This window comes from Streptomyces sp. SudanB182_2057 (assembly GCF_964272715.1).
GTDB lineage: Bacteria > Actinomycetota > Actinomycetes > Streptomycetales > Streptomycetaceae > Streptomyces > Streptomyces rubradiris.
This window is the reverse complement of record NZ_OZ186798.1, coordinates 7270761-7284867: the sequence shown is the minus strand read 5'-3', so window position 1 is coordinate 7284867 and position 14107 is coordinate 7270761. Positions and strand designations below refer to the sequence as shown.

The window sequence follows — 14107 nt, the reverse complement described above, 5'->3', positions numbered from 1 at the left end:
CACTAGGATTCCGCGCATGGCCACAGCCCCTCACGCAGTCCTCGGTCTCCTTGACCGCTACGAACCGAAGAGCACCGCCGAACGCGCGGACGTGGAGCGGGTGCGCGCCCTCGTCGCGTCCGGCGACCCGTGGCGGCGGTCCACCCCGCTGCACGTCACCGGGTCCGCGCTGATCGTGCACCGGGACAGCGGCCGGATCCTGCTGCGCTGGCACCAGCGCCACGAGTCCTGGCTGCTGGTCGGCGGGCACGCCGACCCGGACGAGGACGACCCGCTCGCCATCGCCCTGCGGGAGGGGCGGGAGGAGACGGGACTGGCCGACCTCGTGCCCTGGCCGGACGCCGGGGTCCGGCACCTGGTGATCGTGCCGGTGCCGGCCAACGCCCGGGAGGCGGCGCACGAACACGCCGACATCCGTTTCGTCCTGGCCACCCGCACCCCCGAGGCGGTCCGCCCGGAGAACCCGCAGGCGCCGCTGCGCTGGCTGACGCCGCGGGAGGCACGCCGGGTGATCACCGAGGAGAACATCCAGGAGACCCTGTCCCGCGTGGAGCCACTGCTCGCGGGCTGACCGGCCGGAGGGCCCCAGATGTACGCGGTGCTGTCAGTGACCGACAAGACCGGTATCACGGAACTGGGGGCCGGTCTGAGCCGTCTGGGCCTAAGCCTGGCGGCCACCGCCGGCACCGCCGGACTGCTGCGGGAGGCCGGGCTGGACGCCACGGTGATCGGCGACCTGTCCGGGGTGCCGGAGCTGATGGGCGGCCGGGTCCGGGCGTTCCACCCGTCCGTCTTCGGCGGGCTGCTGTACCGCCGGGGGCATCCTGCCGACGAGGCGGACGTCCTCCGTCACGGGGTGCCCCGCATCGACGTACTGGTGTGCAACTTCCGCGATCTGCCGCCGGACGACACCTCCGAGGACGTGCTGGACTCCATCGACGTGGGCGGCCCCGCCATGGTGCGGGCCGCCGCCAAGAACCACGCCGACGTGCTCCCCGTCGTGGACCCGGCGGACTACGGCGCCGTCCTCGCCGCCCTGGCCGCCGCCGACGGCCGGGCCGGCGCCACCGACCCCGGCTTCCGGCGCCGGCTGGCCGTGAAGGCGTTCGCACGTACGGCGGCCTACGACCGGTCGATCCACCGGCTCCTCGCCCGGCTCGCGGGGACCGGAGCGGGGCGGCCCCGGACCTGAGCCCGCACAGCCCCTGCGCCCACGACATCGAGGACGGTGGTCTTCCCCCATGGACATCCGGGCCCTGCACACGGAAGCACTGCTCGCCACGGACCGGTTCGTCGCCGCCGTCGGCGCCGACCGGTGGGAGGCGCCCACCCCGTGCGAGCGGTGGAACGTACGGCAGGTCGTGAACCACCTCGTGGCCGGGAACCTGTGGGTGCGCGAGCTGGGCGGCGGCCGGACGATCGAGGACGTCGGCACGGAACTCGACGGCGATCTGCTGGGGGACGACCCGGCCGCCGCGCACGCGGCCTCCGTCGCGGCGGCGACCGAGGCGTTCGCGGCCGGGGACGCCATGGACCGCCTGTGGCCGCTGTCCTACGGCGAGCGGCCGGGCCGGGTGTACGCCCGGCAGCGGTTCGTGGACGTGCTGATCCACGGCTGGGACATCGGCCGCGCGCTGGAGCCGGACCCGCGGCTGCCGGCCGGTCTGGTCGACGCCTGCCTGGAACTCTTCGACAGCCGCCCGCGGATGTTCGCCCAGTGGGGCTTCGCCGAGGTGACCGTGGAGCCGGGCGCGGACCCGCAGACCCGGCTGCTCGCCCTCGCCGGCCGCCGCCCCTGACCCGCCCGGGCGGGCACCGTACCGTCGGCTACCCCGGCGCCGGACCGTCCTCGTCCAGCGCCGCCAGGACCTCCCGGGTGTGCTCGCCGAGCACCGGGGGCCGCCGGTACACCCCGGAGGGGGTCGCGGTGAAACGGATGGGGCAGCCGGGGAACACCACCGGGCGGGCGCCGCCCGGCTGTTCCACGGCGACGAGCATGTCCCGGGCGCGCAGGTGGGGGTCGGTGAACAGGTCGGCGGCGTCGTTCACCGGCCCCAGCGGGACCCGGCCGCCGAGTTCCGCGGTGATCTCGGCGGTGGTCCGCTCCAGCGTCCAGCCGGCGATCGCGTGGTGCACGAGGACGGCGTTGGCGACCCGGTCACCGTTGGTGCGGGTCCGCTCGTCGGCGACGAGGTCGGGACGCCCGATCGTCTCGCACAGCACCTTCCAGTGGTTGTCCGTCGGGGCGGCGATGGCGCACTGGCCGTCCCGGGTGGGGAAGATGTCGAACGGCACCAGCTGCGGATGGCTGTTGCCGGTGGGGGCGCTGACCACGCCGGTGTAGGAGTAGCGGTAGACGGCGGTCTCGCACAGGGACACGATCGAGTCGACCATGGCCACGTCGACCATCTGGCCCTCCCCCGTGGCCCGCGCGTGGTGCAGGGCGGAGAGGACGCCGACGGCCGCGAGCGCGGCGGGGTACAGGTCGCCGATGGTCGGGCCGACGCGGACGCCCTCGTGCCCGGCCGGACCGGTCATGCTGACCAGCCCGCCCATGGCCTGCGCGACGATGTCGTAGGCGGGCCAGTCCACGTAGGGGCTGGTGCCGGTGCGCGGGTCGCCGAAACCGCGGATCGCCGCGTACACCAGCCGGGGGTTGCGGGCGTGCAGCGCCTCGTACTCCAGCCCCCAGCGCTCCATCACGCCCGACCGGTAGTTCTCCACCAGCACGTCCGCGCCGTCCACGAGCTTCAGCAGCCGCTCCCGGTCGGCGGGCGCGCCGAGGTCCAGGACGATGCCCAGCTTGTTGCGGTTGATGCTGGCGAACAGCCCGCCGTAGTGCCGGCCGGTGTCGTCCTTGGTGAACGGGCCGGCGAACCTGGGCAGGTCCCCGGCGGGCGGTTCGACCTTGATGACCTCGGCGCCGAGGTCGCCCAGGATCATCGTGCAGAACGGGCCGGACACGGCGCGGGTGAGGTCGACCACCCGGACGCCCCGGAGCGGGCCGGTGGGCCCGGGCCGCATCGGCGCGGCGTGCTCGTGGCCGGTCAGGTGGGCGCTCCGGTCGTCCGGCGCGTCGCCGGGGCTAGGCGTGGTCAATGCGTTCCGTCCCTTCCGAGGCGCTGACATCGGCGCGGCACAGGTAGCGGACCGGCCGGAACACCACGTCGCCGGTGAGCGAGACGGCCGCTATCGGGTGCGAGGGGCGCAGCCGGGGCTCGCCCCAGCCGGCGGCATCGAAGACGGCCAGCGCCGGCCTGCCGCGCCGGGCGGCCGTGATGTCGTAGGCGCGCTCGACCTGGATGAGCCGGTTGCCGCGCGGGGTGCGGGCCAGGTGCATGGAGTCGGTGAACTGCAGGTCGGCGGGGGCCAGCGGGACGGGGTCGAGCAGGCGCGCGTCGAGCAGCGGGCGGCCGGCCTCGCGGACCTCGGCGGCGGCGCCGTGGTGGCGCAGCCGCAGCCCCACGGCGGCCGGACGGGTGCGGTATCCCCAGCGCTGGGCGAGCAGCCGGGCGGCCTCCTCGCCGTCGATGAACCCGGACACGTGGAAGCCCCTGCCGCGCGCGCCGCTGCGGCACACGACGCGGGTCTCGGCCAGGGTGAACGGTCCGGCGTCGCTCTCGGCGGCCCGCAGCACGGACACGGTGATCACCGGGGGGTTGACCGGGTGCAGGGCCGGGGGCAGGACCTCCTGCCGGGCGTGGGCGTCTATCTGGTAGACGAGCTGGAGGAGTTCCGCGCCGTGGCAGACCAGCGGTTCGGTGGCGGGGGCGGCGACGTAGGGGGCGGACGCGGCCATCGCCTCGGGGTCGGCGGTTCCGCTGAGCATCAGTTGCCGCCCTCCGCGAAGTGCGGCATGACCTCGGCGGCGAACAGCCGCATGCTGGCCAGCACTTGGTCCTGGGGCACCAGATTCGCCGTGTTCAGCAGGAAGTTGATCGCGTCCACGCCCATGCTCTCCCAGATCTTGACGGCCTTGACGATGCGGTCCGGGTCGCCGATGGCGACGCCCTCGGGAACGGGCCGCCGGGCCGCCGGGTCGGCGTCGCGAACCCGGTCGACGCCGCCCGGCGCGAGGTTGCCGAGCGACCGGTACGCCGGGGTGGGGTAGACCTCCCGCGCCCACAGCAGCTGGCTGTTGAGCATGCCGAAGGCGTTGAACATGGTGCCGCCGATCCGGCTCGCGGTGGCGTCGTCCTCGTGGCAGAAGAGGTAGTTCATGGTGGCCACCTGGTCGTTGACGGCGCGGCCGGCCGGGTCGCACTGCTGGATGCGCTTGCGGTACTCGCCGGTGCGCCGTTCCTGTTCCTTGAAGCTCGCCGCGGCGACCCCGAGGCAGCCGATGCCCCGGTCGGCCGCGTCGCGTTCGGTGCCGGGCGAGGTCACCGTCACCCACAGCGGCGGGTGGGGGTCCTGCACCGGTTTGGGCACCACGGGACGCTCGGGCAGGGTGAAGGTGGTGCCGTCGTAGCCGACGCGTTCCTCGGTCCACATGCGGGGCAGTACGTCGATGTACTCGTCCCAGGACATCTTGGTGCTGTCCGGGTCGGCCATGAAGCCGCCCAGCTCGGTGATGGTCGAGGCGCGTGCGGTGCCGACGTCCAGCCGGCCCCCGGAGAGGATGTCGAGGGCGGCGGCCCGTTCGGCGACGCGCACCGGATGGTTGATCTGGGGCACGCACACCACGCCGCCGTGGCCGACCCGCAGCCGCGACGTCGACATGGCGACGGCGGTGAGGAAGACCTCGGGGGCCGAGCAGTGCGAGTACTCCTGGAGGAAGTGGTGCTCGACCGCCCAGGCCGTGGTGAAGCCCAGCTCGTCGGCGAGCCTGCTCTGTTCCAGGGCGTCCCGGTAGGCCTGTATCTCGTCGGCGTGGCCCAACGGCTGCGGTACCGACAGTTCGAAGAAGATGCCGAATTTCATGCGTGCTCCCGTCAGGCTCGTCCGGAGGCCGGCTGCGTGCGGTGGCCGCCGGGTGCGTCAGCCGGCCCCTGTCTCCGGGCCGCGCACCCGGCGTCCGGCGGCGACGACCAGCCGCGGGCGCAGCAGGGCCCCGAGGTCGCGCAGCGGGTCGCCGTCCACCGCGAGCAGGTCGGCGCGGTGGCCGGGCGTCAGCGTGCCCGCGTCCTCGATGCCGAGTCCGGCCGCGGCGCCGGAGGTGGCGGCGAGAAGCGCCTGGTGCCGGGTCAGTCCGATGCCGTCCTCCCCGGCCAGGGCCGCCAGGTCCGCCGGGAAGCCGTCGAAGGCGCGGTGCGGCACGCCCGCGTCCGAGCCCGCGACCATGGGCACCCCGGCGGCGAGCAGCAGCCGGAAGACCTCGCGGACGCGCTGGTGCCGGTCGCGGAACCGGGGGGCGATCAGCTCGGTGCCGTCGCGCATCCGGTGCAGGGCGCCGCTGATCGTGGGGACGAAGGCGATGGAGCGGGCGGCCATCAGGTCGGCGGTGGCCGGGTCGTAGGCGATGCCGTCGGCCGTCTCGAAGAGGCAGTGCTCGATGGTGCGCGCGCCCGCGGCGGCGGACCGGCGGATGCTGAGTGGGTCGTAGGCGTGGGTGGCGACCGGGCGGCCCAGCCGGTCGCTCTCCTCCACGCAGGCCCGGACCTCCTCCTCGCTGAACTGGGGCCGCACCGGGTTGGTCCGGGGCGTCAGGTTGCCGCCGCCGACCATGAGTTTGATCCAGTCCGCGCCGTCGCGTACCTGGGTCCGGACGGCCACCCGGATGTCGGTGGGCGAGTCGCACTCGTGGCTGAACCAGTGGCAGTGGCCGCCGGTGACGGTGATCGGCCGGCCGCTGGTCAGCACCCGCGGTCCGGGGATCCGGCCGTCGGCCACCGCGGCGCGCAGCGGGAAGGCGACCTCGTTCGGGGTGCCCAGGTCACGGACGGTGGTCACACCGGCCTCCACGGCGGCCCGCAGGTTGACCACGGCGCGTACGGCGAGGGCGGCGGCACCGGTCCGGGCCTCCCGCAGGTAGTCGCGGACGGGCACGTCCGAGCCGCTGAAGGTCAGGTGCACATGGGCGTCGATGAGCCCCGGCATGAGGGTGGCGCCGGGCAGGTCCAGCCGGGTGGCGGCCGTGGTGTCGCCGTCACCGAGGTCCGCCTGGCGGCCGACGGCGGCGATGCGGTCGCCGTCGAGGAGCACGAACCCGTACCGGAGGGGTGCGGCGGCGGTCCCGTCCCAGACCCGGTCGGCCGTGACGAGCCAACGCCCGGTACATTCCCGCTCGTTCACGCTCCCTCCTCCTCGCCGGGTACGCGGGCACGCGGGCCGCGTGCGGGCCCGCGCGGCGGCAGGACGGCGACGTCCGTGCCGCGGCGGGTGGGATGCGCGGGGCCGGAGGCCATGGGCGTGCCGGGTCGCGGGGGTGGCGTGGCGGTGTGGTCCGACGGTCGCTCGCGCCGCGCGGTCACGGCGCCGGCCGCGGTGGGCCCGTCGGCGCGGGGTGCCGCCCCGCAGCGGTGCGGGGGCGGTGGCGCGGGCGTCGCCCGCCCGGCACACGGCGGTATCAGGTCCATGCCGCACCCGCCCCGGGCTCGGTGCGGCGGGAGCCGGGCGCGAGGGCCGCGAGCCGGTCCAGTACCCGGTCCAGGTCCTGGGCGCCCCACACCCGCGTACCGGTCCACAGTTCGCACAGCGACCGGTACATCTCGCCGACGAGTTCCACCACTTCGCGCGGGAGGGGGTCGGGGGCGGGCCAGGCCGAGCGGGGACGGCCCTCGCGGACCCACTCCTCCACCCGGGACTGCAGGCCGGTGGCCGCGTAGTGGTCGCGCAGCACCTGCTTGTCGGCGTGGGCGCCGTCCAGCAGCAGCCGGGCCTCGTCGGGGGTGCCCGCGTGGTCGACCAGGATCAGCCGGCCCCGCGCGTCCCGGCCGTACTCGACCTTGCCGTCGGCGAGCACCAGCCCGACGCGGCGGGCGTGCGCGGCCACCACCTCGGCCACCAGCCGGGTACGGTCCTCCAGTTCGGCCTGCTGCTCCGCGTCCAGCCCGCCGATCGCCGCGGCTTCGTCCCGGCGCACGAAGCGGTCGATCTCCTCCAGCTTGGTGGTGTATTCGATGACCGGGCGTTCCAGTACGGTGCCGGGGGCTGGGGGACGCGTGAGGCCGATGTCGGCCGGTTCCAGCCGGCCCAGTCGCAGGCGACGCAGCACCGAGGAGCCCTCGGGGAGCATGGTGCGGAAGATGACCTGGAGCGGGACGAGGTGGTTGACGTCCGCCGGCCCGAGCGGCCGTTCCCTCGGGTCGACGACCCTCAGCAGGTCGAACTCCAGCCGGTCGGGCGGGTGGTAGGCGCGGAAGTGGCTGGGCACGCCCGCCTCGGCCAGCAGGCCGAAGTTGAACGCCGCGATGCGGCAGCACGCCTCGCCCTTGCCGGGGACGGAGTCGGGCATCTTGCCGTAGTGGAAGACCGAGTAGTCGTCGGTGAACCGGAAACTGCCCACTCCGGTGCGCCCGTCGGCCGGTGCCCGCCGGACGTCGAGATCCTTGGTCGAGAATCTCTTCGGCACTGCTGCCTCCTCGCGTGCTCGTGCCCGGCGGGGTTCAGTCGACGGTGGTCCGGCCGTCGTCGTCGAGCACCGGGACCCAGTCGACGTCGGCGGGGACGTTCCGGGCGCCGCTGAACCAGAACTCGCGGACGACGCCCGCTTCCCGCAGCCCGGACAGCCACCGGACGGCGGCCCCGGGGCGCCGGGTGAAGGCGTAGCACATCGGTCCCTCGGAGCTCATCGCGACGGCGTCGATCCCCTGCCCCCGGCGCGCTTCCTCCAGCAGGTGCTTGACCTGGGAGGACTGCATGTCGATCTGTTTCTGCTTGAAGTGGCTCTCGTAGGTCAGGAAGTTCACCGCGCGGCAGAAGGCCGGGTAGTCGGCCTCGAGGACCGAGGTGGCCAGGTTCATCAGGACCGCGTGGGCGGTGCGGCGGGCCTCCTCGGCCGGGATGGGCAGCGTCCGGGCGAAGAACTGCCGTTCGGTCTCGCCGTGCATCTGGTGGCCGTCGGGGATGATCACGAGGACCGGCCAGGTGGGGAACGGCGCCGAGATCAGCACGGGGGGCCGTTTCCCGCCGCCCGCGAACCGGGTCGGGACCAGGTAGCGCTTCGGGTCCTCGGCGAAGTCGTCGGGGTTGAGGTGGCCGCCGTCGACCAGGAAGCCGCCTCTTTCTATGAGGTTGGGGCTGGCGCCCGAGGTGCCGGCCCGGCCGGCGGTCCGGGCTATCTCCGCGGTGCCGACCTGGAGGCCGGCGAACTGGGCGTAGGCGCGGCCCACGGCGACGGCCGTGGTGGTGCCGGAGCCGAAACCGGTGTGCGGCGGGAGGCCCTTGCGGATCACCACCTTCGCGGGCGGGCCGCCCCACGCCTCGCGCAGGCGGTCCAGCAGGGCGCCGACGGCCTCCTGGTGGGCCGAGCCGTTCTCGTCCGCCTCGACCGCGTTCTCGTGGTGCGGCAGGACGACGGCCTCCAGGCCGGGCGAGCGCAGCGCCATGGAGGCCATGCCGTTGCGGCGGCCGGTCTCGCCGTTCAGGTCGATCAGTGTGAAGCTGACGCGGCATCCGGTGCGGACGCGCACGCCCCATTCCTGCGACAGGGCCTCGGACATGGCGTCTCCCCCAGTCTCCTCAGTGGACCGCGTCGCTCTGCGCGTCCTCGACCACCAGGTCCTCGTACCGGGCCCCCGGCTCGATCAGGCCCCAGCGCCGCATCCAGGCGTAGGCCTTCTCGAACTCCAGGCGGGTGTACGGCTCCGGGGGTACGTAGCGCAGCCGCGGCAGGTGGAAGTCGTCGGGGGTGACCTCGCCCGCGAAGACCTCGGGCAGCGAGTCGATCAGGTAGTGCAGGTAGGGGCGCTTGTCCCGGCCGAGCGCGGCGACCGCGCGGTTGACCGCCCGGTTGCAGGCCGCGTAGACGGCGCGGTCGAAGTCCGGTGCCACCAGCTCCAGTCCCGCGTAGTGGGTCTCGATGACCTTCTGGAAGCCCTGCTTCTCGGCCAGGGTGATCCACGGTTCCGACAGGGCGACGGCCGCGGCCTCGCCGGACTGGACGGCGCGGTAGCCGTCGAGGGTGTGGTAGCCCACCGTCTTGATCTCGTCGGCCTCCAGGAAGCCTTCCAGCATCTGGATCGCGGCGTAGTGGTTGCCGTTGTGGAAGCTGACCGCCACGGGCGCGTTCGCCAGCGTCTGGGGATAGATGTGCTTCGAGCCGGGCGCCGCCATGAGGGCCATCACCGCGACCGACGAGCGTTTCCCGATGATCCTCGCTCCCCGGCGGCTGTCGTGGGCGCGCCGGATCTGCCCCCACTCGCAGGCTCGGTACAGGTCGACCTGCCCCTCCTCGAAGGGCACGTGGTTGCGGATGGAGTCGACCAGCTCGTGGTCCGCCACCGGTTCGGTCAGCCTCTGCTCCGCGCGGTTCTGGATGAATTCCACCGCGACGTTTTCCTCGGCGAAATAGCCGAGTTCGTCGGCGACCAGCCAGGGCAGCGCGAAGACGGCGGACGGGCCGACACCTTCGGTGCGCACGGTAACCGTCATGAAAAACGACCCCTCTCCGAAACCGTATTCCGCCCGACTGAAGGAGTATCACACCGGGGGCGGACTGCCAACCCCGCCTGGTTTTCCCCGGATTAGGGCAGGGATGAATCGCGGCACCGTTCCCCTGATTTCCCGGCCAGGAAACCATGGTCGAATATCTCGTACGGGTATCTCGTGCGGGTAATTCAGGGTCTTCGGGCGGGCTCGGGAGGCACGGGGGCCCGTGCCTGCTCCACCGTGAGGACCGCCCGCGCCCTGGCCACGCCGAGCGCGAGGCACTCGGGAGGGGGCAGGTCCGACAGCAGCCCGGCCAGGAAGCCGCCGGCGAAGGCGTCGCCGGCGCCGACCGCGCTGGTGACCGGGGTGCCGGGCGCGGCGACACGGTGCCGGCCGCCCGGCCCGTGGACGAGCGCGCCGCGGGCGCCCAGGGTGACCACGCCGAGCATGCCGTGCCGGGCCAGCACCGCGGCCGCCGCCTCGGCGTCGTCGGTGCCGGTGAGCGCCGTGGCCTCGGCCTCGTTGCCGAGGACGACGTCGACTCCGGCGGCCAGCAGTTCGGCGAAGCGCCGGCGGCGGGTGCGGACGAGGGCGGGGTCGGAGAGGGCGAGGACGCGCCGGGCGCCGAGCGCGACGGCGCGCCGCAGGGCGTCCCGGGCCGCCGCGCAGCCCTCCTCGGAGGCCAGCAGATAGCCCTCGACCAGCATGCCGTCGCAGGAGCCGGCGTCGGCCAGGCACGCCTCCACCGCGTCCGGCAGCATCCGCAGCCGCCCGCGCTCGCCCTGCCAGATGAGGAAGGCCCGCTCGCCGTCGGGGAGCAGCAGCACCAGGCAGCGCCCGGTGCGGCCCCGACCGGGCGTGCGAACCGGCACCGACACTCCGCGCCCGGCCAGGTCGTCCCGGACCGCCTGGGCGAGCGGGTCGTCCATGCACGCCGTGGCGAGCGCCGCCCGGCCGCCGTCGGCCACGAAGGCGACGCAGGTGTTGGCGGCGCTGCCGCCCGCCGACACCACGGCCCGCGCGCCCTCCCGCTCCAGCCGGGCGACGACCTCCGCCAGCGCGTCGAACTCCAGGAAGTCCGCGGTGCCCGGTTCGACCCCGAGCCGGGCGCACACCTCCGGCGGGACGGCCACCACCAGGTCCGCGAGGGCGTCCCCGAGCGCGACGAGACTCGCGGGCGCCATCAGAGGCGCTCCGCCGGGCGGGTGAAGCGGTCCGCCGTCGCCGCCCGCTCCCCATGGTCGCCGTCGGCCGGCGCGAGCGATTCACGACCGGGCAGACCGAGGAATTCCCCGATCTTCCGCTCGGCGCGGATGCTGTTATCCCGTAACGGGGCGTCCCCGTCCACGAGAAGAAAGTGATCGATTCTCAAGAGGATCTCCCGGCCGCCTCGTTCGAAAGTCTCGGGCGCTTCCCATTACAGCAGTTTCGGGATGACCTCCCGGGTCAGCAGCAGGAAAGAGGCGTGACTCAACGGCGCGCACAGCAGGTAGTGCAGGCCGATCTCCTCCTTGAGGGCCCTGATGTGTTCGGCGACCCGGGCGGGGCTGCCGTGGATCACGACGTCGTCCGCGTAACGCTCGGCCCGGTCCCGGCTGTCGTGTCCCGCCCCGCGCGCCCCGGCCGGGCGGATGCCTCGGGAGTAGTCGCGCCGGGCGGGGTCGCTCAGGGAGCCGAGGGTCCAGCGCGCGCCGCGCAGCGCGATCTCCCGGGCCTCCTCGTCGGTCGGGGCGACCGCGATCAGCCGTGCCATGGGGACGACCCGGCCGTCGACGGGATGACCGGCGTCGGCCAGGCCCTGCCGGTACGCCCGGTACTTGGCCCCGATGCCGGCGTGGGTGGAGTGCGGGTCCATCAGGATGGAGTAACCGGCGGAGGCCGCCCAGGCGACCGCCTCGGGTGAGGAGGCGGCCATCCACACCGGCGGGTGGGGCCGTTGCAGGGGTTTGGGCAGTACCTCGATGTCCTCGAAGGAGTGGAACCGGCCCCGGTGGGTGAGGCGTTCCTGCCGCCAGGCCCCGAGGACGACCTCCACGTTCTCGCGGAACAGGGCGTAGCTGCGTTCGAGGTCGAGTCCGAACACCCGGAACTCGGTGGGGTCGTTCCCGCGGCCCGCGCCCCAGTTGACCCGCCCGCCGGAGACCACGTCCAGCAGCGCGATCTCCTCGGCGAGCCGCAGCGGGTGGTGCATCGCGGCCAGCGAGACGGCGGTGCCGATGCGCAGCCGTTCGGTGCGGGCCGCGACCAGGGCGCCCATCATGCTCACCGACGGGGAGACCGAGTAGGTGGTGAAGTGGTGTTCGGCGAGCCACACCGCGTCGTAGACCCCCGACCGCTCCATGATGTCGATCCGTTCCAGCGCGCGGCTGTAGACGGTCTCCGGTGGTATCCGGCGGCCGGGCCAGGAGAAGAACTGCAGTACGCCGAAGCCGAGCCGGCCGTGGTCCGCTGTCGTCATGCCAGTCACCCCAGTTTCGCCGAGCGCCGGTAGGTCACCTCGGGGTCGGTGAGTACGTTGACGAGGTACGGCTCCCCCGCCGCGAAGGCCCGGCGCAGCGCCGGGGCGATCCGCCGCGGGTCGGTGACGGTCTCGCCCGCTCCGCCGAGCGCCTGGACGACCTGGTCGTAGCGGCTGCCCGGCCTCAGGTCGGCCGCGACGTCCGCGCCGTAGAGGGCGCGCATGGGGTGCTTCTCCAGCCCCCAGCCGCCGTTGTTGCCGACGACCATCACCACCGGCAGCCGGTGCCGCACCAGTGTGTCGACGTCACCGGCCGAGAAGCCGAAGGCGCCGTCCCCGAGGAGGAGCACCACCTGCCGGTCCGGGTGCCGCAGCCGGGCGGCGATCGCGTAGCCGATGCCGTTGCCGAGGCAGCCGAACGGGCCGGGGTCGAGCCAGTGGCCGGGCAGGTGGGAGTCCAGGAGCCGGCCCGCGTACGACACGAAGTCGCCGCCGTCGCCGATGACCACGGCGTCGTCGTCGAGCTGGGCGATCAGTTCCCCGAGGACGCGGGCCGGGTGGATGGGCTCGCCCGCGTGTTCCAGTTCCGGCCGTTCGGCCGCGCGCAGGGCGCGTTCGCGTGCGCGCAGCCGCCGTATCCACTCCTTGTGGTCCGCCCGGGACCCGGACCAGGCCGCCATGCCGTCGAGGATGTGCCGCAGGTCACCGGCCGGGGCGGCGGCCGTGGGCACGTGCGTGGCGCGCAGCGCGGGATGGTCCACGGCGTGGACCACGCGCGCGTCGCCGAACCGGCCGAAGGAGAGCCGGAAGTCCAGGGGGGTGCCGGCCACCACGACGACGTCGGCCTCCTTCAGGGCGCCCCGGGACCGGCTGAACGCCAGCTCGTGCCGGGCGGGCAGACAGCCGCGGCCCTGCCCGTTGGCGAACGTCGGCACGCGCAGCGACTCGGCGCAGTGGCGCAGCGCCTCCCAGGCCCCGCCCCACCACACGTCGCCGCCGGCCACGAGGACCGGGCGGCGGGCGGTGGCCAGGAGTTCCGCGGCCTTGGCGACCTCGTCGGGGTCGGGGGCCGGCGGGTCGACGGCCGACGGCGGGCACAGGGGGGCGCGCGCCCGGCGGTGCATCACGTCGAGGGGGATGTCGAGGAACACCGGGCCGCGGTGCGGGGTGGTGGCGGTGGCCGTGAGCGCCCGCAGCTCGGCGGGGATGGCGTCGGTGCGGGTGACGGTCCGGGCGTCCTTGGTCACCGGCGCGACCAGGGGGATGTGGTCGAACTCCTGCAAGGCGCCGGAGCCCCAGCGCTTCCGTGCGGCCCGCCCGGCCAGCACCACGACGGGTACGCCGTTGGCCTGGGCGGTCGCCAGTCCGCTGATGCCGTTGGTGACGCCGGGTCCGGCGGTGAGCAGCGCCACCGCCGGGCGGCGCCCGAGCCTGGCACTGCCTTCCGCGGCGAACACGGCGGTCTGTTCGTGGCGGACGTCGACGATGCGCATCCCGGCGCCGGCCGCGGCGTGCAGCACGGAGAAGATGTGCCCGCCCGACAGGGTGAACAGGGTGTCCACGCCGAGCGCCCGCAGCGCGGCGACAGCGAGCTCCCCACCTTCCCCCTCGACCCACCGGCCCCCGGCCGGGGCCACGTCACCATCGCCCTGCCGGGACCCAGCCGGGACCACCTCCCCGTCAACCCACCCGGGCCGGCCCGAGGCCGCCTCCCCGTCAACCCACCCATGCCCCGTCAGGGCCACCTCCCCATCGACCGGCCCAGCCCCCGTCAGGACCGCGTCCCCATCGCCCCGCCCAACCCCAGCCGAGGCCGCCTCCCCGTCAACCCGCCCGGGCCGGCCCGAGGCCGCCTCCCCGTCAACCCACCCAGACCCGCCCGGGGCCGCCTCCCCGCCCTCCGGGCCACCGGCCGGCGTGCCGGTTCGGCGGTCGCTCGGCTCGGGCTCAGCAGTCGGCATGGCGGAGGGGTGCGGGGGTCCGGTGGAGGCGGGCCTTCGTGAGGGGCAGCGGGGGCTTGGGGGCGAGGTCCGTCGGGTGGGTGACGGGCTCGCCCGGTGGGCCGGTCCGCGGTCCCGGGGTGGCCGGGGCCGGGCTCGCCTCCGCGCGGGGCCGGGT

The 14107-nt window shown here is 74.4% G+C and carries 14 protein-coding genes; 3 read left to right on the top strand and 11 right to left on the bottom strand.

Going from position 1 to position 14107, the window contains the following annotated elements; translation table 11 throughout:
• The first annotated feature begins 16 nt into the window (after positions 1-16).
• From ACSURM_RS32465 to ACSURM_RS32455, 3 genes are read left to right on the top strand one after another with little or no spacing between them, the layout of a single operon-like run.
• The gene (locus ACSURM_RS32465; RefSeq protein ID WP_436959322.1) at positions 17-571 is read left to right on the top strand and encodes an NUDIX hydrolase; all 555 of its coding nucleotides are present in this window, start codon (positions 17-19) and stop codon (positions 569-571) included.
• A 36-nt stretch (positions 572-607) separates the two neighbouring features.
• The gene (locus tag ACSURM_RS32460) at positions 608-1192 is read left to right on the top strand and encodes a hypothetical protein (RefSeq protein WP_436959320.1); all 585 of its coding nucleotides are present in this window, start codon (positions 608-610) and stop codon (positions 1190-1192) included.
• 49 nt (positions 1193-1241) lie between these two features.
• On the top strand, positions 1242-1799 hold the full coding sequence (locus ACSURM_RS32455; RefSeq protein WP_436959319.1) for a TIGR03086 family metal-binding protein: 558 nt from the start codon (positions 1242-1244) through the stop codon (positions 1797-1799).
• Positions 1800-1827: 28 nt separating this feature from the next.
• Here the strand turns inward: ACSURM_RS32455 and ACSURM_RS32450 are convergent, their stop codons facing one another.
• From ACSURM_RS32450 to ACSURM_RS32400, 11 genes are all read right to left on the bottom strand, one after another.
• On the bottom strand, positions 1828-3099 hold the full coding sequence (locus ACSURM_RS32450) for a CaiB/BaiF CoA transferase family protein (protein WP_436959318.1): 1272 nt from the start codon (positions 3097-3099) through the stop codon (positions 1828-1830).
• Entirely contained in the window at positions 3086-3829 is a 744-nt protein-coding gene (locus ACSURM_RS32445; protein ID WP_436959317.1) for an acetoacetate decarboxylase family protein, read from the bottom strand. Before ACSURM_RS32445 ends, ACSURM_RS32450 begins: the two co-directional genes overlap by 14 nt.
• Positions 3829-4923, bottom strand: a complete 1095-nt coding sequence (locus tag ACSURM_RS32440; RefSeq protein ID WP_436959316.1) for an LLM class flavin-dependent oxidoreductase — start codon at positions 4921-4923, stop codon at positions 3829-3831. The genes ACSURM_RS32445 and ACSURM_RS32440 overlap by 1 nt, the downstream gene beginning before the upstream one ends.
• 57 nt (positions 4924-4980) lie before the next feature.
• Complete coding sequence (locus ACSURM_RS32435) at positions 4981-6234, bottom strand: amidohydrolase family protein (RefSeq protein WP_436959315.1); 1254 nt, start codon at positions 6232-6234, stop codon at positions 4981-4983.
• Positions 6235-6508: 274 nt separating this feature from the next.
• The gene (locus ACSURM_RS32430) at positions 6509-7513 is read right to left on the bottom strand and encodes a phosphoribosylaminoimidazolesuccinocarboxamide synthase (RefSeq protein ID WP_436959314.1); all 1005 of its coding nucleotides are present in this window, start codon (positions 7511-7513) and stop codon (positions 6509-6511) included.
• A 34-nt stretch (positions 7514-7547) separates the two neighbouring features.
• On the bottom strand, positions 7548-8603 hold the full coding sequence (locus ACSURM_RS32425; RefSeq protein ID WP_436959313.1) for a beta-ribofuranosylaminobenzene 5'-phosphate synthase family protein: 1056 nt from the start codon (positions 8601-8603) through the stop codon (positions 7548-7550).
• 19 nt (positions 8604-8622) lie between these two features.
• Positions 8623-9534, bottom strand: coding sequence for an ABC transporter substrate-binding protein (locus ACSURM_RS32420; protein ID WP_436959312.1), 912 nt, complete (start codon positions 9532-9534; stop codon positions 8623-8625).
• 185 nt (positions 9535-9719) lie between these two features.
• Positions 9720-10715, bottom strand: coding sequence for a carbohydrate kinase family protein (locus tag ACSURM_RS32415; RefSeq protein ID WP_436959311.1), 996 nt, complete (start codon positions 10713-10715; stop codon positions 9720-9722).
• The gene (locus ACSURM_RS32410; protein ID WP_436959310.1) at positions 10715-10879 is read right to left on the bottom strand and encodes a hypothetical protein; all 165 of its coding nucleotides are present in this window, start codon (positions 10877-10879) and stop codon (positions 10715-10717) included. Before ACSURM_RS32410 ends, ACSURM_RS32415 begins: the two co-directional genes overlap by 1 nt.
• 69 nt (positions 10880-10948) lie before the next feature.
• Positions 10949-11989: an LLM class flavin-dependent oxidoreductase gene (locus ACSURM_RS32405; protein WP_436959309.1), complete on the bottom strand. Its 1041-nt coding sequence runs from the start codon at positions 11987-11989 to the stop codon at positions 10949-10951.
• Between the two features lie 5 nt (positions 11990-11994).
• On the bottom strand, positions 11995-13626 hold the full coding sequence (locus ACSURM_RS32400) for an acetolactate synthase (protein WP_436959308.1): 1632 nt from the start codon (positions 13624-13626) through the stop codon (positions 11995-11997).
• Positions 13627-14107 lie beyond the last annotated feature (481 nt).

Bases quoted from the DNA above. Each gene is read 5' to 3' on its own strand.
- ACSURM_RS32415 (WP_436959311.1), bottom strand. From the start codon at position 10,715: ATGGCGCCCGCGAGTCTCGTCGCGCTCGGGGACGCCCTCGCGGACCTG.
- ACSURM_RS32425 (WP_436959313.1), bottom strand. From the start codon at position 8,603: ATGTCCGAGGCCCTGTCGCAGGAATGGGGCGTGCGCGTCCGCACCGGA.
- ACSURM_RS32465 (WP_436959322.1), top strand. From the start codon at position 17: ATGGCCACAGCCCCTCACGCAGTCCTCGGTCTCCTTGACCGCTACGAA.
- ACSURM_RS32445 (WP_436959317.1), bottom strand. From the start codon at position 3,829: ATGCTCAGCGGAACCGCCGACCCCGAGGCGATGGCCGCGTCCGCCCCC.
- ACSURM_RS32440 (WP_436959316.1), bottom strand. From the start codon at position 4,923: ATGAAATTCGGCATCTTCTTCGAACTGTCGGTACCGCAGCCGTTGGGC.
- ACSURM_RS32405 (WP_436959309.1), bottom strand. From the start codon at position 11,989: ATGACGACAGCGGACCACGGCCGGCTCGGCTTCGGCGTACTGCAGTTC.
- ACSURM_RS32455 (WP_436959319.1), top strand. From the start codon at position 1,242: ATGGACATCCGGGCCCTGCACACGGAAGCACTGCTCGCCACGGACCGG.
- ACSURM_RS32420 (WP_436959312.1), bottom strand. From the start codon at position 9,534: ATGACGGTTACCGTGCGCACCGAAGGTGTCGGCCCGTCCGCCGTCTTC.